Source organism: Nostoc sp., assembly GCF_036916575.1.
Taxonomy (GTDB): domain Bacteria; phylum Cyanobacteriota; class Cyanobacteriia; order Cyanobacteriales; family Nostocaceae; genus Nostoc.
Window position 1 is genome coordinate 31,418 of the sequence record NZ_JBALGC010000106.1, and the last position, 19,032, is coordinate 50,449.

At 39.9% G+C, this 19,032-nt stretch carries 18 protein-coding genes; 10 read left to right on the forward strand and 8 right to left on the reverse strand.

The annotated features are described in order from the left end of the window. Positions 1-662 precede the first annotated feature (662 nt). Entirely contained in the window at positions 663-2,570 is a 1,908-nt protein-coding gene (uvrC, locus tag V7L29_RS22920; RefSeq protein ID WP_334736909.1) for an excinuclease ABC subunit UvrC, read from the forward strand. Positions 2,571-2,643: 73 nt separating this feature from the next. Here the strand turns inward: uvrC and V7L29_RS22925 are convergent, their stop codons facing one another. Then, the gene (locus tag V7L29_RS22925; RefSeq protein ID WP_334691112.1) at positions 2,644-3,042 is read right to left on the reverse strand and encodes a hypothetical protein; all 399 of its coding nucleotides are present in this window, start codon (positions 3,040-3,042) and stop codon (positions 2,644-2,646) included. A gap of 1,129 nt (positions 3,043-4,171) precedes the next feature. Here V7L29_RS22925 and V7L29_RS22930 point away from each other — a divergent pair. The 5 genes from V7L29_RS22930 to V7L29_RS22950 all read left to right on the forward strand — a co-directional run bounded on the left by V7L29_RS22930 (position 4,172) and on the right by V7L29_RS22950 (position 7,190). Then, positions 4,172-4,789: a hypothetical protein gene (locus V7L29_RS22930; protein WP_334691113.1), complete on the forward strand. Its 618-nt coding sequence runs from the start codon at positions 4,172-4,174 to the stop codon at positions 4,787-4,789. Between the two features lie 20 nt (positions 4,790-4,809). Further along, the gene (locus tag V7L29_RS22935; RefSeq protein ID WP_334736910.1) at positions 4,810-5,193 is read left to right on the forward strand and encodes a hypothetical protein; all 384 of its coding nucleotides are present in this window, start codon (positions 4,810-4,812) and stop codon (positions 5,191-5,193) included. A gap of 128 nt (positions 5,194-5,321) precedes the next feature. Continuing rightward, a complete protein-coding gene (locus V7L29_RS22940) occupies positions 5,322-5,702 on the forward strand; it encodes a hypothetical protein (RefSeq protein ID WP_334736911.1) in 381 nt (126 codons plus the stop codon). Between the two features lie 61 nt (positions 5,703-5,763). Then, positions 5,764-6,216, forward strand: coding sequence for a hypothetical protein (locus V7L29_RS22945; protein ID WP_334736912.1), 453 nt, complete (start codon positions 5,764-5,766; stop codon positions 6,214-6,216). 794 nt (positions 6,217-7,010) lie between these two features. Continuing rightward, positions 7,011-7,190, forward strand: coding sequence for a replication restart DNA helicase PriA (locus tag V7L29_RS22950; RefSeq protein WP_334691117.1), 180 nt, complete (start codon positions 7,011-7,013; stop codon positions 7,188-7,190). Between the two features lie 77 nt (positions 7,191-7,267). Here the strand turns inward: V7L29_RS22950 and V7L29_RS22955 are convergent, their stop codons facing one another. The 5 genes from V7L29_RS22955 to lgt all read right to left on the reverse strand — a co-directional run bounded on the left by V7L29_RS22955 (position 7,268) and on the right by lgt (position 12,088). Continuing rightward, positions 7,268-7,738 (reverse strand): hypothetical protein, encoded by a 471-nt coding sequence (locus V7L29_RS22955; protein ID WP_334691118.1) that lies wholly within the window; start codon positions 7,736-7,738, stop codon positions 7,268-7,270. A 493-nt stretch (positions 7,739-8,231) separates the two neighbouring features. Then, positions 8,232-9,326 (reverse strand): 23S rRNA (adenine(2503)-C(2))-methyltransferase RlmN, encoded by a 1,095-nt coding sequence (gene rlmN, locus V7L29_RS22960; protein WP_334691119.1) that lies wholly within the window; start codon positions 9,324-9,326, stop codon positions 8,232-8,234. 78 nt (positions 9,327-9,404) lie between these two features. Continuing rightward, the gene (locus tag V7L29_RS22965; protein ID WP_094349557.1) at positions 9,405-9,758 is read right to left on the reverse strand and encodes a phenylpyruvate tautomerase MIF-related protein; all 354 of its coding nucleotides are present in this window, start codon (positions 9,756-9,758) and stop codon (positions 9,405-9,407) included. Between the two features lie 437 nt (positions 9,759-10,195). Next, positions 10,196-11,020 carry a precorrin-4 C(11)-methyltransferase gene (gene cobM / locus V7L29_RS22970; RefSeq protein WP_334736913.1) on the reverse strand — a complete coding sequence of 275 codons (825 nt, stop codon included), beginning with the start codon at positions 11,018-11,020 and terminating at the stop codon, positions 10,196-10,198. A gap of 192 nt (positions 11,021-11,212) precedes the next feature. Next, the gene (gene lgt, locus V7L29_RS22975; protein WP_334736914.1) at positions 11,213-12,088 is read right to left on the reverse strand and encodes a prolipoprotein diacylglyceryl transferase; all 876 of its coding nucleotides are present in this window, start codon (positions 12,086-12,088) and stop codon (positions 11,213-11,215) included. 291 nt (positions 12,089-12,379) lie between these two features. On the opposite strand from lgt, the gene coaD reads away from it, so the two are divergent. From coaD to V7L29_RS22995, 4 genes are all read left to right on the forward strand, one after another. Next, positions 12,380-12,931, forward strand: a complete 552-nt coding sequence (gene coaD, locus V7L29_RS22980) for a pantetheine-phosphate adenylyltransferase (protein ID WP_334691122.1) — start codon at positions 12,380-12,382, stop codon at positions 12,929-12,931. Continuing rightward, positions 12,841-13,509 (forward strand): DivIVA domain-containing protein, encoded by a 669-nt coding sequence (locus V7L29_RS22985; protein WP_334736915.1) that lies wholly within the window; start codon positions 12,841-12,843, stop codon positions 13,507-13,509. Before coaD ends, V7L29_RS22985 begins: the two co-directional genes overlap by 91 nt. 292 nt (positions 13,510-13,801) lie before the next feature. After that, a complete protein-coding gene (locus V7L29_RS22990; protein WP_334736916.1) occupies positions 13,802-15,334 on the forward strand; it encodes an AAA family ATPase in 1,533 nt (510 codons plus the stop codon). A 50-nt stretch (positions 15,335-15,384) separates the two neighbouring features. Next, positions 15,385-16,005, forward strand: a complete 621-nt coding sequence (locus V7L29_RS22995) for a hypothetical protein (RefSeq protein WP_334736917.1) — start codon at positions 15,385-15,387, stop codon at positions 16,003-16,005. A gap of 140 nt (positions 16,006-16,145) precedes the next feature. On the opposite strand, the gene V7L29_RS23000 is transcribed toward V7L29_RS22995, so the two are convergent. Together V7L29_RS23000 and V7L29_RS23005 are read right to left on the reverse strand one after the other, a co-directional pair. Continuing rightward, positions 16,146-17,492 (reverse strand): TldD/PmbA family protein, encoded by a 1,347-nt coding sequence (locus tag V7L29_RS23000; RefSeq protein ID WP_334736918.1) that lies wholly within the window; start codon positions 17,490-17,492, stop codon positions 16,146-16,148. A 95-nt stretch (positions 17,493-17,587) separates the two neighbouring features. Next, entirely contained in the window at positions 17,588-19,027 is a 1,440-nt protein-coding gene (locus V7L29_RS23005; protein WP_334736919.1) for a TldD/PmbA family protein, read from the reverse strand. Between the last annotated feature and the right edge of the window lie 5 nt (positions 19,028-19,032).

Sequence of the window (19,032 nt, forward strand, 5' to 3'; positions counted from 1 at the left end):
TAAATTTAAGTTATTCAATCCGTTAATTCGCTTAATATTATAAATTCAATCAAAAAGCTGAAACAGGGTTGATTAATCAATTATTTATCTGACATTTATACAAGCAATATCTCCACAGAATATTTATTATTAAAAATTCCGATTTTAACTTAGCAAAATCAAGTACTAAAATATTTATATTTAAAATATAAAGTTTTAAATAATAAAGTATTATCGATTTACAAATCCTAATTATAGATTCAAAAAGCAAAGTTTTTATTCTGACAGTAGCAGCCGATGACTAAGGTCGCGGCTAGACAAACTCTCGTCTACTCCAAAGTTTTGATGCTTGCAGCAAGTTTTCTGGCAAACGTCTAGTACCACAAGGCGGAAGTCACTCATTCAAAAGTCAAAAGTATTATGGAATGGGCTTTTTGGCGCAGAAGCGTCTAGAGACTTCTCTTTGGGTGGACTAAAAGCCTACCTGACTTGAAAGTGCTGTTAGCGGATAGCTATGGTTTAGCACATGCTGAGTAAAAAATATTAGTCCCCAGTCCCTCTTTCATGTCTTCTGGTGTATGGAGTTGATCAGGGCAACTTTATATTTACTTGATAAATACTCTGTTAAATGGCACGAAAAAATAATTTTTCTTAAAATAGAGAAAGATTAGCTAATTTTGGTTGTGACAATATCTACTCAAATATTACCACTGGTTAAAGAACTAGAACGACTGGAAAACCGTCTAGCCGAAATTCCACCGGAACCGGGGGTTTATTTCATGCGGGACAGGAGCGATCGCATTATATATATAGGTAAATCACGTAAGTTGCGATCGCGTGTCCGTTCCTATTTCCGGGATGGCTACAACAAGAGTGAACGCATCGCCACGATGGTCAAGTTGGTGACAGAAATTGAATTCATTGTCACAGATACTGAAGCCGAAGCGCTAGCGCTAGAAGCCAATTTGATCAAGCAGCACCAGCCATACTTTAACGTGCTGCTCAAAGATGATAAAAAATATCCCTATCTCTGCATTACTTGGTCAGAAGATTATCCTCGAATTTTTATTACCCGTAAACGCCAATTCGGCAAAGAAAAAGATAAATTTTACGGGCCTTATACTGATGCTGGGCTATTGCGAGAAATTGTCCGCCTGTGCAAGCGCATCTTCCCACAGCGACAACGACCTCAACCACTTTTTAAAGACCGTCCTTGCTTGAATTTTGATTTAGGGCGCTGTCCAGGTGTGTGTCAACAGATGATTTCACCAGAAGAATATCGCAAAATTGTGCAAAAAATAGCGATGGTATTCCAAGGTAGAACTCAGGAACTGATTGATATTTTGACTCAACAGATGAACGCAGCAGCTCAAGAGTTGAATTTTGAGTCAGCGGCGCGAATTCGCGATCAAATTTCTGGGTTAAAGTCGCTGACAGCCGACCAAAAAGTTTCCTTACCAGATGATACAGTTTCGCGAGATGCGATCGCACTGGCAGCCGACGAACAGCACGCCTGCATTCAACTATTCCAGATTCGGGCTGGGCAATTGGTAGGACGTTTAGCTTTTGTGGCGGATACTCAGGCAGAACCGGGCGCTATTTTACAACGAGCTTTAGAGGAACATTATCAAACGGCGGACTCAGTAGAAATACCTACAGAAATTTTGGTACAGCATGAGTTACCAGATGGAGAGATATTGGCGGATGTCTTAACTCAACGTAAAGGAAAAAAAGTCACAATATTGACTCCTTTGCGGCAAACTAAGGCAGAATTAATTGAGATGGTAGAGCGAAATGCCCAGTATGAATTGCAAAGAATGCAGAAATTAGGCGATCGCAATCACCAAGCAATGCAAGATTTAGCAGCCATTCTCGATTTACCAGATGTACCCCACCGCATCGAAGGTTATGACATTTCCCATATTCAAGGGTCAAATGCTGTAGCTTCGCAAGTTGTGTTTATCGACGGATTACCAGCCAAACAACACTATCGCCACTACAAAATTAAAAATCCCACTGTGACAGCGGGACACTCAGATGATTTTGCCAGTCTTGCTGAAGTTATTCAGAGGCGGTTCCGTAAATATGGCGTTGAGGAATCTGTAGCCTCAGACGACTCTACAAATCAGCAGTTATCACGTTTGGATAATCCCGACTGGCCTGATTTAATCATGATCGATGGTGGTAAAGGTCAGTTATCATCGGTTGTCGCCGTCTTGCAAGAGATGAATTTATTAGAAGACTTGCGAGTAGTGAGTTTAGCAAAGCAACGAGAAGAGATTTTTTTACCGGGAGAATCTAAACCCTTGACAACTGATGCAGAACAACCGGGGGTACAGTTATTGCGGCGGCTGCGGGACGAAGCGCATCGGTTTGCAGTGAGTTTCCATCGTCAGCAGCGCAGTGATAAATTGAAGCGATCGCGTTTAGATGAAATTCCTGGCTTAGGACATCATCGACAAAAGCAGCTACTAGGACATTTTCGCTCAGTCGATTATATTCGGCAAGCAACAACCATACAACTAGCTGAAGTAGCAGGAATTGGGCCGCGTTTGGCTCAAGAAATTTACGATTATTTTCATCCATCTTGATATGGGTGAAAAGCATATGACATAAGTATTTGAAATTTTCAATGAGTAAAGTTTTTATTCCAAGGCAGCAGTATTACTCGGCATCTATGCTGTAGTATCGATTGTCAAAGGTTGTCGAATTCTTCTGTGCTTCCCTGGAAAGCCAAAACATCAGGTAAATGCCAAAATATTGTTGTTTTTCTTTCTCGTTATAAGTCACAAATTTTTCAGCCTGTTGAGATCGCTCTAACGCTTGCCGGAAGTTCTTTTTTGTAACTTTCTCTCCTAATGCTTGAGATAACAATTGCCACAAAGCAGACCCTACATCCTTCTTTATATAATCTAGGCAGTAACCGCGATCGTTGGCAAACTGTTCGTATGTCTGATTTTCAGAAGATGCTTTTAACAAATCACTTTGTAAATCAGTCAAGTGTCTGCCAGATGATTTCGATACTACTTTATCCGCAATAATTAATAACTCTTGAGTGTTCATACGTCAAACTAATCTGATAATTTTTATGTAGATGATTAATTATTAGTTGATATAGCAATCCAATTTGATTTCTCAACTTACTCGTAAAAACAGGGAACAGAAAAGAAGATAGGTAGAGGAGTAGGTCGTTTTTTACAAATCAAATGGGACTACTATGAAATTTATTAACTTGAAAAGATTTCAAGTCTTATCTACTTAAGTATCACTAAGATTACTTAAGTAGATAATCATGAATGTACTTATAGTTAATCCGTTTATTCTATTATTTGGACTTTTTCATTATTTCATCATCATTGTTTCCGGACATTAATCTTGATTGTTAAATACTGGTTTTCAATCTTTACAAGACTCAATTTGCCAAATTTACTTACTAAGTATTATTGCTTGTCACAATTTTTTTAAAGCACAAACTTTTCTATCGATTCTAATTGGATGTAGTAATTATTACTCTATAACAAACTTTAGTAGTATTAACTAATTTATGAGAAAGTTTATTTTATCTTTAAAAAATTCGTTTAAATTAACTGATTTATCAAAAATTTTATTTTGTATTTATTTTATCTTTAAAGATTTATCACCGTTGCTTTAAAAGTCCAATAGTACCAAGTTGAATAACTTGAATAAAAGCTTGATATCAGAATGTTATTTGATTGGTGAAAAGCTAGATTAGTTGAAGCTTTATCTAAACCAACATTAGAATCTCAGTAGATTAATATAAATCAAACTATTACTCGTTCTCTGAATTTTAATATTTGCCAATCTCCCACTTAATCCCACAAAACCCCCCTCGTGTTTTTTTTTGCTCTTTGGGAATATTGATTTGTGATCAAGAATGAACAGCAAAAACTCATAAAAATCAACACTTTCAAGAGTAAATCAAGTGGTAAATATTACAGATAGCAATGATACTCGTTATTGTTCTAATGAGGTAAAACACCCAATTAATAAATCAAGTAAGTCGGTGTAAAAATTTGTCGTTAGGATAAGGCAGGAGGTAGGAGGTAGGAGGCAGGAAGAAAGACAGTTTTTCTTTAATTTATCTTTCTTCACATAGTTTGGTTTTATTCTGCCAGCTTACTTAATCCATGACTCTTAACATCCTTCTTTTGCAATATCTAAAAAACTTCAAATGTTTAAAAAAGCTCTACGACTATTTACTAACCATTCCTTACTGTGTCTACTCGGAGTAGTTAGCATAAATCTCGAAGCCCAAGCACAATCTGTCACTAACTCTGTTAATTCCCAATCTCAGCCTAATCAAGAGCAGACTCTTGATAACCAACAACGTAACTCTGCTGCAATTAATCAAACAGGAGTTTATAACCTTGGTGAATCGGCTACTTATAAGATTCAAGGAGTAGCTGGAATAAATGTTGTGTGTCCGCGACCATCTTTAATATTAGGGAGTTCTTTGAGTTCCTATGATGGGATTAGTTTCTCTAACAACGCCTCTTATGCTGTGAATGCTGCGATAGTTTTCCCTTTGGGTGGAAGCTTAGGGAGTACTTGCAAGCAAATGGCTGAAACTATAGGTCGTAAGACTCAATATGATGTAGAGATTATCAATGCTCGTGCCTGTGCTGAACTAATCAGCGCTGGTATCCAACTAAGCCCCGACAGCTTTCCTACTATTTCTGCTGTCTGTAAAGGGGTTGCTATAAACCGAACTAATACAAATGAACCTAATAAAGTTCCCAGGTTTCAGTCTCAAGAATTACCTAAAAATGAGGCTGGAAAAGACAACTAATTCACAACGAGGATAAACTCATGAAAAAAGTTCTTAGTTTGGCTATTCTTGCTACCTTCTTAGCTACCCCTGCTTTTGCTGGTGAAACATTTGTGGGTAGCCAAGATTCATGGAGTAACAGCGTAACAAAGAGCAATTTAATGCTTGATTCTAAAACTTTTTCACAACGGGACGAAAAATATAGTTCTTGGGCTGACAAGGTTGATGTCGATGGTGATATTAATATCAGCGATGAATTAGATGGTAGTTCAACACTTTTCTTTGATAAATTTACCATTTATTCAGCAGATAGTGAGCTGCGTGGTAAATATAGTGAAACTAATTGGACTACCCTTGGTGGTAGTATTGAGACTACAACTAACACATATACTGATGCTCACGAAACCAGCGCAGGTGTTCGTTAGTTATTAATAGTGTTTGATGTAATTTTAAAAGATTCTAGGGTGCTTAATCCACCCTAAGACTTTTTTTAGTTCCTTTGGCTAGATTAGTTTATCTGACAAAGGCAACTAATTTATTATAAGGCAAAGTAATGAAGAAAGTTCTCGGTTTAGCTATTCTTACTACTTTGTTTGCTAGCCCTGCCTTAGCAGGTGAAACTTTTGTCTTGAACCAGTGGACAATTCAGGGCAGCAGAACAGAGACTAATGTAAACATCGATAATGTAACCAATTCAAATCGCACTCAAGATTACAGTTCTTCGTCTGACAAGATGTACATTGATGGTACGGTTGAAACCGAATCCAACAATGGTAATGTAAGAAAACCTTTTAAAAATTTTACTGCTAATCATGCTGGTTCTTACTTGAATGGTAGTTTTCACGAAGAGATGACAAATAGAGTATGGGGGACAATCAATACTATTATGAATTCATACACCAACTCCCACGAAAGCAGTGCAGGTATTCGTTAGTCAAGACCCCGCTTGATATAATTAGAAAAAATTGTAGGGTGGAATAACCACCCTTTTTTTTATGAAATATTCAATATTATTAGCTGTTGCTTTATTGGCATGGATTGTGTTTAACTATTCTTCTAGAGTTATATTTATGAATCATACGTCTATCTTCTTTGTGAACTCTATGTCCAAAGTCTTTAATCAAAATCCCCACGATAATATAAAGATTCAACAGATAAATTTGTCATCTGAAATCAGGGAAAATTTATATAACTCTATATCTCCCGGTATGTCTTATGATGAAGTTCGTTCTATTATAGGCTGGGATGGTATCTTGATTTATGAAAACAATATCGATTCCGCTGATGGACAAATACATGAGAAGTTTTACCAGTGGAACAATGAAGATGTTTATTTGACTGATTACGAATCTCCAAGAGCAGATATTATCAATCCATACTGGAGTGTCATACTTAGATTTCAAAACGATATCCTTATCAATAAAGCATCCTTTAACCTACAACCTTAGAGAGATGATCGCCAATACCAATTGTATAAACACTTAGCGATCGCTGATTGATGGTACTCAACAACGGTTCACTAGACTTATAAACACTACATTGCTAACCCGAGGCAGCGCGTTGCAAAGAGAAGTTGGAGCGGAGGCTTCCTCCGCTCCAACTTCGGGGGGTTCCCCCCGTTGTAACGACTGCCGTGTTGCTAAAAATCTTCTTGCACAGTCAAACTCGATCGACAATTTCATCCTTTACGAGGTTGCGCTTGTAACCTCTTTTAGCAATAGCGCAGAATCACATGCTAAGAGAATTTTGAGCGGCTCTTGAAGTTCTGAGCCAAGCAAAAAAAGCTGTCGCTTTAAAAGTTCGCACTTAGGATTAAATTATTTCACCAGATTTAATCTCAAAAATCTTATTGACAAATATTAACAAAATCTTAAGATAAAGATTTTGTTACTAAAGATACAGTATTTTATGAGTTTTAATTTTTGAATACAAGAACGGGTTTTTTGTAGTCGTCTGAAATGACTATAAATAAGGCTCTCTCAATGCATTAAGCATAGGGATCAGTAAATCTCTAAGCAGTATTTTATTAAAAAATCATTTATGTATCTAAAGTAGGAGGGTAAAATCACCTAAATTATTGGATAATTAAGATGAAAATATCGAAAAGTTTTCTAACCTAATATTTTGTTTAAAATAATCACCCAATATTACAGCAGTTTGTTAAGTTGGGTCGAACCAGAATTTTTCCTGGTTTAACTTGTAGCTTTACTAAATAAAAATAATTACAACCAAGGGTTTTAAAATGCAGACAGTACAAAAGATTTACTGCCCAAATTGTGGCAGTCACGCGGAGCGTTATTATATTTTTGATAGTCAATTAACTCGGACACAATGCCCAAGTTGCGACTACTTGATGATTAGTTGCACTCGCACTGGCAAAGTCATTGAGGCTTATGCTCCTGGCATTTACGCACACCGCTAAATAATGAAAATTAAAAATTGGAGAATATTTTCTCTAATTTTTAATCATAAAGTTATTTCTCAGAAATTTTGAACACTTCACAGGTTGTCCTTCTGTTGTCTGAGTTCTTGCTGTCGTCTTTGTTGTTGTAATCTGAATTGTTGCTGTTGTCTAATTTGTTGATCTTGTCTGAGTTGTTGCTGTTGTATTCTAAATTGTTGCTGTTCTGTAAATTCTTGCCGTTGTCGTGTAAATTCTTGTTGTTGTAGTCTCAGTTGTTGCTGACGTCTAAGTTCTTGCTGTTGTTGTGTGAATTCTTGCTGTTGTACTCTGAGTTGTTGTTGTAGTTGTGGTTGTTGAAGGTTTAGCCGTAGCCATGTTTCCTTCAATTGCTCTTGTGTTTGCTGAGTTCGCTCCTCTTGTTGTTGTCTCATTCTTTCTTGAAAGGACTCAGGTTGCTGAGGATTCGTCTGAATTATTTGTCCATAGGCAGGAGAATTCATCGGCAAAGCTTTTGCAAGAACAATCACTAGTAGCCATGCTTTAAGCATCAATGAGCGATTCAACATGCAATTATTTCCTCAATTGTTATAGATTAGGTTGAGCGATCGCTAAACCCTTAAAATGTCAACATAATTCACAATTACCCTATACATAAATAGCAGGGGCCTGAAATAGCTAACTAAAGCTAATGCTTTACTCACCGTTATGGGCTTGCGCGATACCTCCGGCGGGCTACGCCAACGCACTTATATTTTCCAGTCAATAAGCTTCTCTAAATATCACTACATTAAGAATAGCTTTCTAAATCAAGGTTATATCCAGTGCCTTATCTTGATTTTGCATAAAAATATCCTTTTTTAGATATTCATCTTAATTAAATTATACATTCAAATTTTTTACATGGTTGGCCGGATTTCCGTAATTCATCTACCTGCGGCAGGTAAGTTAAAAAAGGATTTCAGGCGGTTTTACACCATAGATAAACAGAGATAATTTCTCAGGATACATCTGGTTTTATCTGCGGTTCCATATTCATTTATAAAATTGACTGCAAGAGGTTTAATTCTTACTTGCCCTCAGTTGTCCACAAGCAGCATCGGCTTCTAAACCACGGGAATAACGGACACTAACAGCAATATTTTGCTGCTTGAGGACGTTGACAAATGCTTGAATGCGATCGCGATTGGGGCGTTTGTAGTCTACTTCTTGAATAGGGTTATAGGGAATCAAATTTACATGACTTTGGAATCCTCGCAGGCGTTTCGCCAGTTCTAATGCATGTTCTGGTAAATCGTTAACACCCGCGAGGAGAACATATTCAAAGGTAACGCGGCGTCCGGTGATTTCTACATATTCTCGACATTCAGCTAGCAAATCTTCAAGAGGATAGGCGCGGGCGCTGGGGATGAGTTTTTCGCGCAGTGCTTGGTTGGGCGCGTGGAGACTTACAGCAAGAGTGATTTGCAAATTGTTTTGCGCGAACTGACGGATGCGATCGCGAATACCAACAGTTGAAACAGTAAGCGATCGCTGTCCGATACCAACATCTTGATTCAGAGATTTCAGGGCTGCTAAGACATTCTCAGTATTCAACAACGGTTCACCTAATCCCATGAACACAACATTGCTAACTCGTTGCTGAAAATCTTCTTGTACAGTTAACACCTGATCAACAATTTCATGGCGTGCTAGGTTGCGTTTGTAGCCTCCCTTACCAGTAGCGCAGAAATCACAGGCCATTGGGCAACCCACCTGAGTAGAAACACAAACTGTCAGACGGGATTTTGGGCCTTCTCCCCTTTCTCCGAAGGTGGGGATGCCAACAGTTTCAATAATTTGCCCGTCTGTTAATCGTAAAAGATATTTGACTGTACCATCGGGTGCCACAGAGCGGTAATGTAAAATTGAGCGCCCAATCGGAACTTCTGCTACTTCTTTGCGCCATTGCTTGGGGAAGACAGAAATATCAGATAGCGATCGCACTCCCTTGTCATAGATCCATTCATGCAGCTGCTTTCCTCTATAAGCAGGTTGTCCCTGCTGCTGCACCCAAGCAGTTAACTCGGTAACAGTCGCACCTAGTAAGGGTGGAATTAGTTCTAATTTTTCTGGTTTGTGTAACTCAACTTGAGATACAAGAGGCGTAGCAGACATAAAAAATCAAGAGTTGATGTAGGATCTCTATCCTACACCTGCCAGATTAATTTAGTTTTGACCAAAGAAGTTGGGTAATTATCCAAAGGTTGTGCCGTTCCAGCCCCACATTGCACCCTTGGCGTCTGCAAACTCTATGTAAATACGATTTTTAGGCACACCTAGAGTTTGGTTAATCTGCTGGCAAAAGTCCTGACTCATTGCTGCGGTTTGGTCTGGCTTCATCGTGCCAACGCTCTTAATTTCAATGTAGCAAACCGGGTCTGTATTGCCTGCAAAAGTCATGGGTATTCCCGGTTCAAAAGCAGTCATTACATAGGATTCTGGTTTTCCCAAATGTTTTGCTAACTTGGCTGATAGGTTTAAAAGCATTGACTCAATTTCAGCTTTTTGAGGAGCAGATGCAGAAGTTTGCACTTTAATTAATGGCATAGCATCGAAATTAGAATTTTGGATTTTATTTACATTGTTAAGTTTATCGAAATGCAGAGGCACAGAGTACAAATATTAAGGAGATGGGGAGTGGGTAGAGACGCGATTCATCGCGTCTTGAGGGGATAAGGGAGAGTTAGAAGTTGAAGCATTGGCTCAAAGACTCATTCATCCACCTTTAATACTCATTAATGAGTCTTTGATACTCATTCATCCACCTTTGATACTCATTAATGAGTCTTTGATACTCGTTCATCCGCCTTTGATACTCATTAATGAGTCTTTGATACTCATTCATCCACCTTTGATACTCATTAATGAGTCTTTAATACTCATTCATCCACCTTTGATACTCATTAATGAGTCTTTAATACTCATTCATCCACCTCAAATATTCGTTCCCCATGCCCAATACCCAATGCCCAATGCCCTAGCATTTAGTGGTGAGACGAGCGAAATAGATGACTATGTTCGGGATGATATAAACGCGATCGCCCTGTTGCTGTCGAGAGTGCTGGACTGATGATATAAAGTGTAGTGCGAATTAGTTTTTCTTTATGAGTGCAGTCTGCCATTTGATTAAGGGGGACAACCCTGATTTTTTCATCGGGCCATCCGATGCGAAAGCAAATCGCAATGGGGGTTTCGGCTGGGTAATGTTCGAGTAGTTTGGCTTGGGCATTTTCGACGTGACGCGCACTCAGATATAGGCAGAGGCTAGCCTGATGTGCCGCCAGAGAAGCTAATTCTTCGGCGGCAGGGACTTCTGTACGTCCGCTGATGCGTGTCAGGATGATGGTTTGGACTAAACCAGGGACAGTCAGTTCTATTTTAAGTTTGGCAGCAGCGGCTTGAAAGGCGCTGATACCTGGTATGACTTCAAAAGGAATATTTGCCTCTGCGAGGAGGTGCATTTGTTCGTGGATGGCGCTGTAAAGACTAGGATCGCCAGAATGGAGACGGACTAGAGATTTGTGTTGCGATCGCACCCTATCTATCATAATCGGCAAAATTTCTTCTAAAGTCTGATTCGCAGTTCTAATTATCTCTGCATCTTCTCGGCAAAGTTCTAAAATCTGTTCGGGTACTAAAGAATCAGCAAATAAAATCACATCAGCAACAGCTAGTAGTTTCTGCGCCTTTACCGTTAATAAATCCGGATCTCCAGGGCCTGCTCCGACAATGTACACAGATGGTTCTATGGCATATAGTGTTTTTTTATAACTCAGGTTTTCTGTATATTCACTTTTAGAAGAACACACGGCAATCCCTCAAAAAATTTTTTTAGTATTTTCTCAGTATCTTTCCGGATTTACTCTCTTTCCCTAGTAGAGAGTAATGGTAGATGCACCCTGGTTAAGCCCTAGAGAATTACTCTGGGGCATTTTTTATTTTTTGGGCATTGGGCATTGGGGATTAGTTATTCTTTCTCCCCCTGCTCAAGAACAGCTTCCTCATCCCCCCCTTTCCCCATTTCCCTTAGGAGTAGGAACTACATCGGGTAAAGGGCGTTTGAGTAAGTAAAGCCAAGCTAATCCAATTAATCCCAATAAAATTCCTAGACTACTGACTACTTGTGCCATTTTTAACGGCCCCAGCATTAAGCTATCAGTGCGAAAGCCTTCGATCCACAAGCGTCCTAAGCTATAGGCTGGCCAGTAAACTAGAAACAGTGTGCCTACCTTTAGGCGTGGCTTACCAGATAAAGACCGGAAAAACAACGTTATTAATAGCGCAAACACCATTAAATCCCACAGAGATTCGTAGAGGAAGGTGGGATGAAAGTAATCGAAACTAGCATATTCTAGAGGACGATGGTCTGGTGGAATATACAACTTCCAAGGTAAATCAGTAGGGTCGCCAAAAGCTTCAGAATTAAAGAAATTGCCCCAACGCCCAATCGCTTGCCCTAAAATCAGCGAAGGCGCGACTAAATCTGCCAGTTGCCAAAAAGAAACCTGCTTGATTTTGGCAAAGATTAAGGCAGCCAAAACGCCACCAAGAATCGCTCCATGAATGGCAATACCTCCTTCCCAGATAGCAAAGATTTTTTCTGGAGTTGGAGCATATTTTGACCACTCAAAGAAAACGTAATATAGCCGTGCGCCAGGAATTGCCCCAATCAACAACCAAAAAAACAAATCGCCTAGCAACTCCGGATTCACATTACGGCGCTTTGCCAAATGCTGGGAAAGCATGACGCCAATTAACACTGCTGTGGCAATCAATAAGCCATACCAGCGGATAGTTAATGGCCCTATTTTCACCAGAATCGGTCCTGGAGAAGTAAATTGAAACGCCAAGGGCAAGGTGGAAAAATCCAGTGCCATGAAAAATTACCTAGAATTCGTTAACTACCCGCGCACTTTGTTAAGTACGGAGTTTCTTACGTCTCGAATACTGGAACTACACTTGAATCTCCACAATGTTGTGGTGACGTAGGTAAAAATCCAGTATTCATATTTAGGAGTCTAATTCCTAACGCCTAGTTGAGCATAACTTATGCCATTAAAACAATTGAGTTTAGTATCCTTACTCAGAGCGCAAGATGGTAAATTTGAGTAAGTTACACCAAACGGTTTCGATATAATCACCTAAACAACTTTGATATATCTAAAATTGTGATTGCTATTTATCCTGGTAGCTTCGACCCCATCACCTTGGGACACCTTGACCTCATTGGGCGCGGTAGTCGGCTGTTTGAGCGGGTAATTGTCGCTGTACTGCGGAACCCTAACAAAATGCCACTTTTTAGTGTGCAGCAACGGCTAGATCAAATCCGTCATTCTACACAACATCTACCTAATGTAGAAGTAGACAGCTTTGATGGTCTGACCGTCAACTATGCTCAAATGCGACAAGCACAAGTTTTACTGCGGGGTTTACGGGCTGTGTCAGATTTTGAAGTGGAACTGCAAATGGCTCACACCAATAAAACTCTTTCTACCCAAATAGAAACAGTTTTTCTCGCAACCTCAAATGAGTATAGTTTTTTAAGTAGTAGTGTGGTAAAAGAGATTGCAAGGTTTGGTGGCTCTATCGATCATCTCGTTCCCCCACACATTGCTCTAGATATATACCAATGCTACAATCACAACTCTCCAATGTTGAACCCAATCTCAACGGAAGCAATCCCCCCCCTCAAGAGTATCTCGGTGGAGAGGGAAGCGTAGATATTCAGCAGGAACTCAACCGCCTAGAGGAAATGGTTCTCTCTAGTCTCAGGATTCCGCTGACCGGACGCACACTCATAGATGAAGAAAAACTGCTGGATCAGCTTGATTACATCCGGCTTGCCTTACCATCACTTTTTCAAGAAGCAGCAGTGATTCTGGAACAAAAGGAAGGAATTCTGCTGGAAGCGGAAGAGTATGGGCAGCAGATTGTTGAGGCCGCGCAAGCAAAAAGAGCGCAAATTTTAGCTGAAAGCGATATTATTCAACAGGCAGAACAAGAAGCTGAACAACTGCGGCGACAAGTGCAACAAGAGTGTGAAGCCATAATGCAAGAAACCCTCGCCGAGATTGACCGCAAGCGGTATGCTTGTCAGCAAGAGTTAGAGCAAATACGACAAACTGCGATCGCTCAGGCTCAAGAAATTGAAGATGGTGCTGATGCATATGCCGATGGTGTCCTGGAAAATATTGAGCAGGATCTTAAGCAGATGTTACGAGTTATTACTAACGGACGGCAACAATTGCAAATTGATAACCTCACCCAGCGCAATTCACCTCCTGGCAAGAAAAGATGAACTGTAGTCTTAGCATTTACCAATTTGGGCTGACGGGGTTGTAGAAATATGGTTTGATGCATTTTTCTCATAGAGACGCAATGTACACATTCTGTCTGTACAAAAGATACTTTGCTAAAGGCGCGACAGCTGATTGAGCTAGTTGTGAGTATCAGGATATAACCAGGTTTTATCCAACCAGACCGAAAATTTCTCAGGTTGTACAGTCAAACTAGAACAAGAAGGTCTACTCTGTTTGTGAGCCACGTCTACTTGGCACATTTGCAGTATTTTCTGCCAACAGAGGAATATTATGCTAACTAGGTTGAAAGTTTCTGGTTTTAAGAACCTCGTCGATGTTGATGTCCGCTTCGGGCCATTTACCTGTGTAGCCGGGGCTAATGGTGTCGGTAAATCTAACTTATTTGATGCTATTAGGTTTTTGAGTGCGATTGCCGATCGAACCCTAATTGACGCTGCCTTATCTGTGCGAGATGAAGAAGGTCGAACAGCGGATGTGCGTAGTCTATTTCACCGAGTTGGTCATAAATATACAGATAAAATGTCTTTTGAGGCAGAAATGATCGTACCCGAGGAAGGCGTAGATGATTTGGGACAACAGGCAAAAGCTAGTATTACTTTTCTTCGCTACTCTCTAACTCTAGCTTATCGTTCAGATGATAGTTTACGCTCTTTAGGGTCATTGGAAATTATCAAAGAAGAGTTAGCTCAGATCAACCTTGGTGATGCAAGAAAAAACTTATTGTTTCCTCACAGTGTTGAGTGGCGTAAATCGGCAGTTAAGGGACGAAGAACTTCACCATTTATTTCAACTGAGACTGATAAAGATAAGACTGTCATTAAGCTACATCAAGATGGTATTAAAGGAAAACCTCTATCTCGATTAGCTGCAAATCTTCCTCGAACAGTACTTTCTGTTGCTAATGCTGCTGAAAGTCCAACAGCTTTACTAGCGCGAAGAGAAATGCAATCTTGGCGATTACTTCAATTAGAACCTTCAGCACTACGTCAACCAGACGAATTTACAGCGCCTACAAAATTAGACATGGATGGTTCTCACTTGGCTGCAACACTCTATCACCTAGCAAGATTAAATAAAAATTATTCTCTAGATGGAGTTTCTGAGGATGAGGCCGAAGCACAAGTTTACAGCCAAGTTGCTAATCTTTTAGCAGAACTAATTGATGATGTGGGTGAAGTAGGAATTGATCGAGATGAACGTAGGGAACTCCTCACATTAATGGTGATTGGTAGAGATGGTACTTCACATCCAGCGAGGGCGTTATCAGATGGAACCCTACGATTTTTGGCTTTGGCAGTTTTGGAATTAGATTCACAAGCACAAGGTCTTTTGTGTTTAGAGGAACCAGAAAACGGCATTCATCCTGAGCGTATTCCCAAAATACTGAAATTGCTTCAAGATATCGCCACTGATGTTAATGAAGCTATTGGTATAGATAACCCACTCCGCCAAGTAATTATTAACACTCACTCACCATCTGTAGTGATGCAAGTACCTGATGATAGCTTATTAGTTGCTGAATTAAAGGAAACAGTACATTCAGGGAAACGGTTTAAGCGTGTTTCTTTTGGTTGTCTTCCTGATACTTGGCGAGAGCAAGAGCCAGAAGGAACAAATGTTGTCCCTAAAGGGAAACTTCTTGCTTATCTAAATCCGGTAGTAATTGAGAAATTAGAGCCTGATAGCAATGGAGAGGTAAAAAGCTCCCAAAAATCAAAACTAATACCAACCCCAAAACGCCGAGTTATAGATAGAAATGATCTTCAACCACTAATTCCTGGTTTCCCTACTCAATTGACATGAAAGAACTTTGCTATACCTTTCTATCTGACGGTAGCTCAGACAAAGCATTGATGCCTATTCTCAATTGGTTATTACGGGTAAATCAGGTTGAGTGTGCTATTCAATCTAATTGGGCTGATCTGCGACGCTTACCTAAACCACCTAAAAAGTTATTGCCACGTATCATCAAGAGCGTAGAACTCTATCCTTGTGATCTTTTATTTATTCATCGAGATGCAGAAAAAGAACCACGCGAAAATCGTGTGGCTGAGATTCGACAAGCAGTAGAAGAAGTTAAACAATCACTGGCAGTACCACCTCATGTTTGTGTTATTCCTGTACGTATGCAGGAAGCGTGGCTTTTATTTGACGAAGCTGCTCTACGGAAAGCTACGGGTAATCCTCGTGGGCGTGAGCCATTAGAATTGCCAAATATTCATAAACTTGAACAATTATCTGCTCCTAAAGATATTCTTCATGAACTTCTATGCAAAGCTAGTGGGTTAACAGGTCGGCGGCTCAAGCAATTCTCGTCGGATAAGGTTAACGGATGTGTTCACAGAGTAGCAGAAATCATCAATGATTTTTCAGCGTTACGGGCTTTGTCTGCTTTTCAAATATTGGAAACTGAAATTAAAGAAGTTATAGAAATACAAGGTTGGTGTTTTGAGTTAGAAGATAATTACTTATAATAATTAATATTAAATTATTCAAACATTTGCGTCATATTCAAAAATAGTAAGATTAAAATAATTAAATCAAATTTATTAAGTTAATCTAATGCAAAGGTGCAAATAAGCTAATAATTTATCTGCATCTTTGCACGATGTACTTACAAAGTATAAGTGAAATCTTCCACCAGCATACCGGGAACTAAACTACCCCCAAGTTGACGACTTTCATATGTACCTACTTCCGGAATGAATTCTTGAAAAGTGGTCAAATCTACTAAATTTTCTCCCCAGAAACGATAGAGACTTTCATCAAAACGTAAGTTTTCAATGGGGGCAATAATTTCTCCGTTTTCTACCCAAAAACAAGCATAACGGGTCATACCTGTGATTCTACCAGTTTGGCGATCGCTCCAATTCAAGTAATGTAAATTCGATACATATAATCCTGTATTTAACCTAGGAAGAATCTGCTCAACTACCAAATTTCCCGGACTCACTTCTGGCGCACGTAGAGTCTCTGAACCATTAGCACCGTTAGCAGTTTTTTGATATTCTTTAGCAGTGCGAGAATTCACCAGAGTATTTACCAAATGTCCTTTTTCTATTACAGGTAACTCCGGTGCTGCTATTTCTCCCAATTCATTAAATCGTGGTACTAATCCGCGTTGAAAGTTTTCTTTCAAACTAAATGCAGTCGAAAGTTGTTTTTCTTGACGACATAGAGCTGCTAAAGAACTGTTTCCTTGCTGAATGTCAGCTTCGCTCACAGAACTCCAAGAAAGCATCATTAATAAATCTGCAACAGCAGCAGGTGCAAAATAAGTTTTGTACTGTCCCCGTGGTAATTCTTTAGCCGGGCGAGCAAGCAATTCTAGTTGCTTTTTGGCTTCGTTAATTTTGGCTATATAAGCAGATGCATCCCAATCACTCCCCGCAAATGTCCCCTTAACTGCTTGTCCAGATGGGGAGAATAGAGAATAATCTAAGGTAAAAGAATCAGTAGCAAACCAGTGTTTTTGACCGCTAGAATCACCATAAGCTTTAATTACTATTCCCCCTGCATATATTCCTGTAAAATCTAATTCAGCAACTAGTTCTAACACAGTTGGTACTACTGTTTCCGCCACCAATAAATTCCCAGAATGTACTTCACGGCTGGTATTAGTTCCTGATGGTAAAACTAGATATGGATCGATAGGTAATAGAATAAGTTCGTCACGTAGTTCTTGCAAAGCAGCATATGCTAACTGCCAATCTACGTCCCAATTTCCAGTAAAGGGAAACTGTCGAACACTGCTGCGTTGATCTGCCATCAAAGTTAGTTCGATCCAACCATCAGCAACACAACCAGTTTGTCGCACTTTCGCATGATTGAAACGAGTAAATTGACTTCTTTCACTGTTTAACCTCACAGTGAATTGTTCATTTTCTGCTTTTTTGATCAGCAGACTTTCAATCAGTTGATTAAAGCTGACTTCTAATGCAGATAATTCCTCAATTTTCATGGATATTAAATATTAATAGGGAAATAAAGAGAGGGAATGAAAGTTAGGAGCAAAGCCGGAGATGCTCCGCTCCTAACTTTGTACTTAACACTTTTTCAAGTTCCTCCACCAAAAACTTCGACATTAGCAAATACACAAACAGGTGAACCATGTCCTACCGAAATGGCCTGATTTGGTTCTCCTTTACCACAATAAGGAGTACCATAAATTTGCCAGTTTGTGGCATCGCCTACTTGGATTAAACTATGCCAAAACTCTGGTGTTGTGGCGCGATAGTTAGGATTGCGAAGAGTTTTGGTGAGTTTACCATTTTCAATTAATTTGGCGTACTCGCAACCAAATTGGAATTTATAGCGGCGATCGTCGATTGACCAAGATCGGTTAGATTCCATATAAACGCCATGTTCTATCCCGCCAATAATGTCTTCAAAAGTGCCGTTTAAAGGCTCTAAATTCAAGTTTGCCATGCGATCAATCGCTGGTCGATTCCATGAGCAAGCACGGGCACAGGCAACTCCTGGTACACCTGCTCTGACTTGACTCTCCAAACTACCCACACCGCGTTGCAGTACACCTTCTTTAACCAAATACTCCCGCGTTGCTACAGCACCCGTATCATCAAAGCCATAGCTGGCAAATTCACCAGGCACGGTAGGATCAAAAGTAATGTTCATCAGTGGCGAACCATATATTAGGTTGCCAAAATCACTTTTATCAACGAAGCTGCCTCCAGCATAATTACGCTCATCTCCCAAAATTCGGTCAATTTCTAGGGGATGCCCGACACTTTCATGGATTTGCAGCATCATTTGGTCTGGGGCTAAAACTAAATTGGTACGAGTGCTTGGGCATTCTTCTGCTGTCAAGAGTTCTATTGCTTGTTCGCCTATTTGCCGCACCCGATGCCATAAGTTTTCTTGTTTTAAGAGTTCGAGTCCGCCTTGGTAACAGTTTGCTTGCAAACCGTTGCTGCTGCGCTGCTGTACAATCGCTCCATCTTGGGCAGTAGCTTTGTAATTAGTGCTTATAGATAGTATTTTTTGATAGACTTCTGAGCCGTTGCTACTAACAAACCAAGACTCTCTCTCGGTTGTGCTGGCACTGGCTATGGTTTGCACAATCTTGTCGTCAACTTTCAGCGTTTGGCAAATACGAACCAGTAAATCGTTGATTTCTCCTGGACTCAAAGCATCCAATGGCTCAAGAAATGGAGATTTATATTCACCAACGACTTTAGGGCGCTCACTTTTACCGAAGGGATGTATCCACCATTCACTGGCTGCTAGTGCCTGTTTATAGGCTGTTTGGGCAGCGGTTTGAAGGGAAGACAGTTCTAGAGAGTTAGTAGCTGCATAACCCAGACAGCCATTGACCAAAACTTCCAGCATGGCTCCGACAGTGAAGGATTTGCCGTTTAGTTGGGGTAAGGCATCACGGACTGAACGGATATTAGAAGTCTCCTTTACGGCTCTAATACCAATCCAATCAGCGGGAATATCGAAACTAGCGATCGCTTTTTTTAGAGTAATCCACATAACAA

Coding starts and splice junctions, on each gene's coding strand:
- V7L29_RS22925 (WP_334691112.1), bottom strand. CDS start 3,042: ATGAACACTCAAGAGTTATTAATTATTGCGGATAAAGTAGTATCGAAA.
- V7L29_RS22930 (WP_334691113.1), top strand. CDS start 4,172: ATGTTTAAAAAAGCTCTACGACTATTTACTAACCATTCCTTACTGTGT.
- V7L29_RS22935 (WP_334736910.1), top strand. CDS start 4,810: ATGAAAAAAGTTCTTAGTTTGGCTATTCTTGCTACCTTCTTAGCTACC.
- V7L29_RS22940 (WP_334736911.1), top strand. CDS start 5,322: ATGAAGAAAGTTCTCGGTTTAGCTATTCTTACTACTTTGTTTGCTAGC.
- V7L29_RS22945 (WP_334736912.1), top strand. CDS start 5,764: ATGAAATATTCAATATTATTAGCTGTTGCTTTATTGGCATGGATTGTG.
- V7L29_RS22950 (WP_334691117.1), top strand. CDS start 7,011: ATGCAGACAGTACAAAAGATTTACTGCCCAAATTGTGGCAGTCACGCG.
- V7L29_RS22955 (WP_334691118.1), bottom strand. CDS start 7,738: ATGTTGAATCGCTCATTGATGCTTAAAGCATGGCTACTAGTGATTGTT.
- rlmN (WP_334691119.1), bottom strand. CDS start 9,326: ATGTCTGCTACGCCTCTTGTATCTCAAGTTGAGTTACACAAACCAGAA.
- V7L29_RS22965 (WP_094349557.1), bottom strand. CDS start 9,758: ATGCCATTAATTAAAGTGCAAACTTCTGCATCTGCTCCTCAAAAAGCT.
- lgt (WP_334736914.1), bottom strand. CDS start 12,088: ATGGCACTGGATTTTTCCACCTTGCCCTTGGCGTTTCAATTTACTTCT.
- V7L29_RS22985 (WP_334736915.1), top strand. CDS start 12,841: ATGCTACAATCACAACTCTCCAATGTTGAACCCAATCTCAACGGAAGC.
- V7L29_RS22990 (WP_334736916.1), top strand. CDS start 13,802: ATGCTAACTAGGTTGAAAGTTTCTGGTTTTAAGAACCTCGTCGATGTT.
- V7L29_RS22995 (WP_334736917.1), top strand. CDS start 15,385: ATGCCTATTCTCAATTGGTTATTACGGGTAAATCAGGTTGAGTGTGCT.
- V7L29_RS23000 (WP_334736918.1), bottom strand. CDS start 17,492: ATGAAAATTGAGGAATTATCTGCATTAGAAGTCAGCTTTAATCAACTG.
- V7L29_RS23005 (WP_334736919.1), bottom strand. CDS start 19,027: ATGTGGATTACTCTAAAAAAAGCGATCGCTAGTTTCGATATTCCCGCT.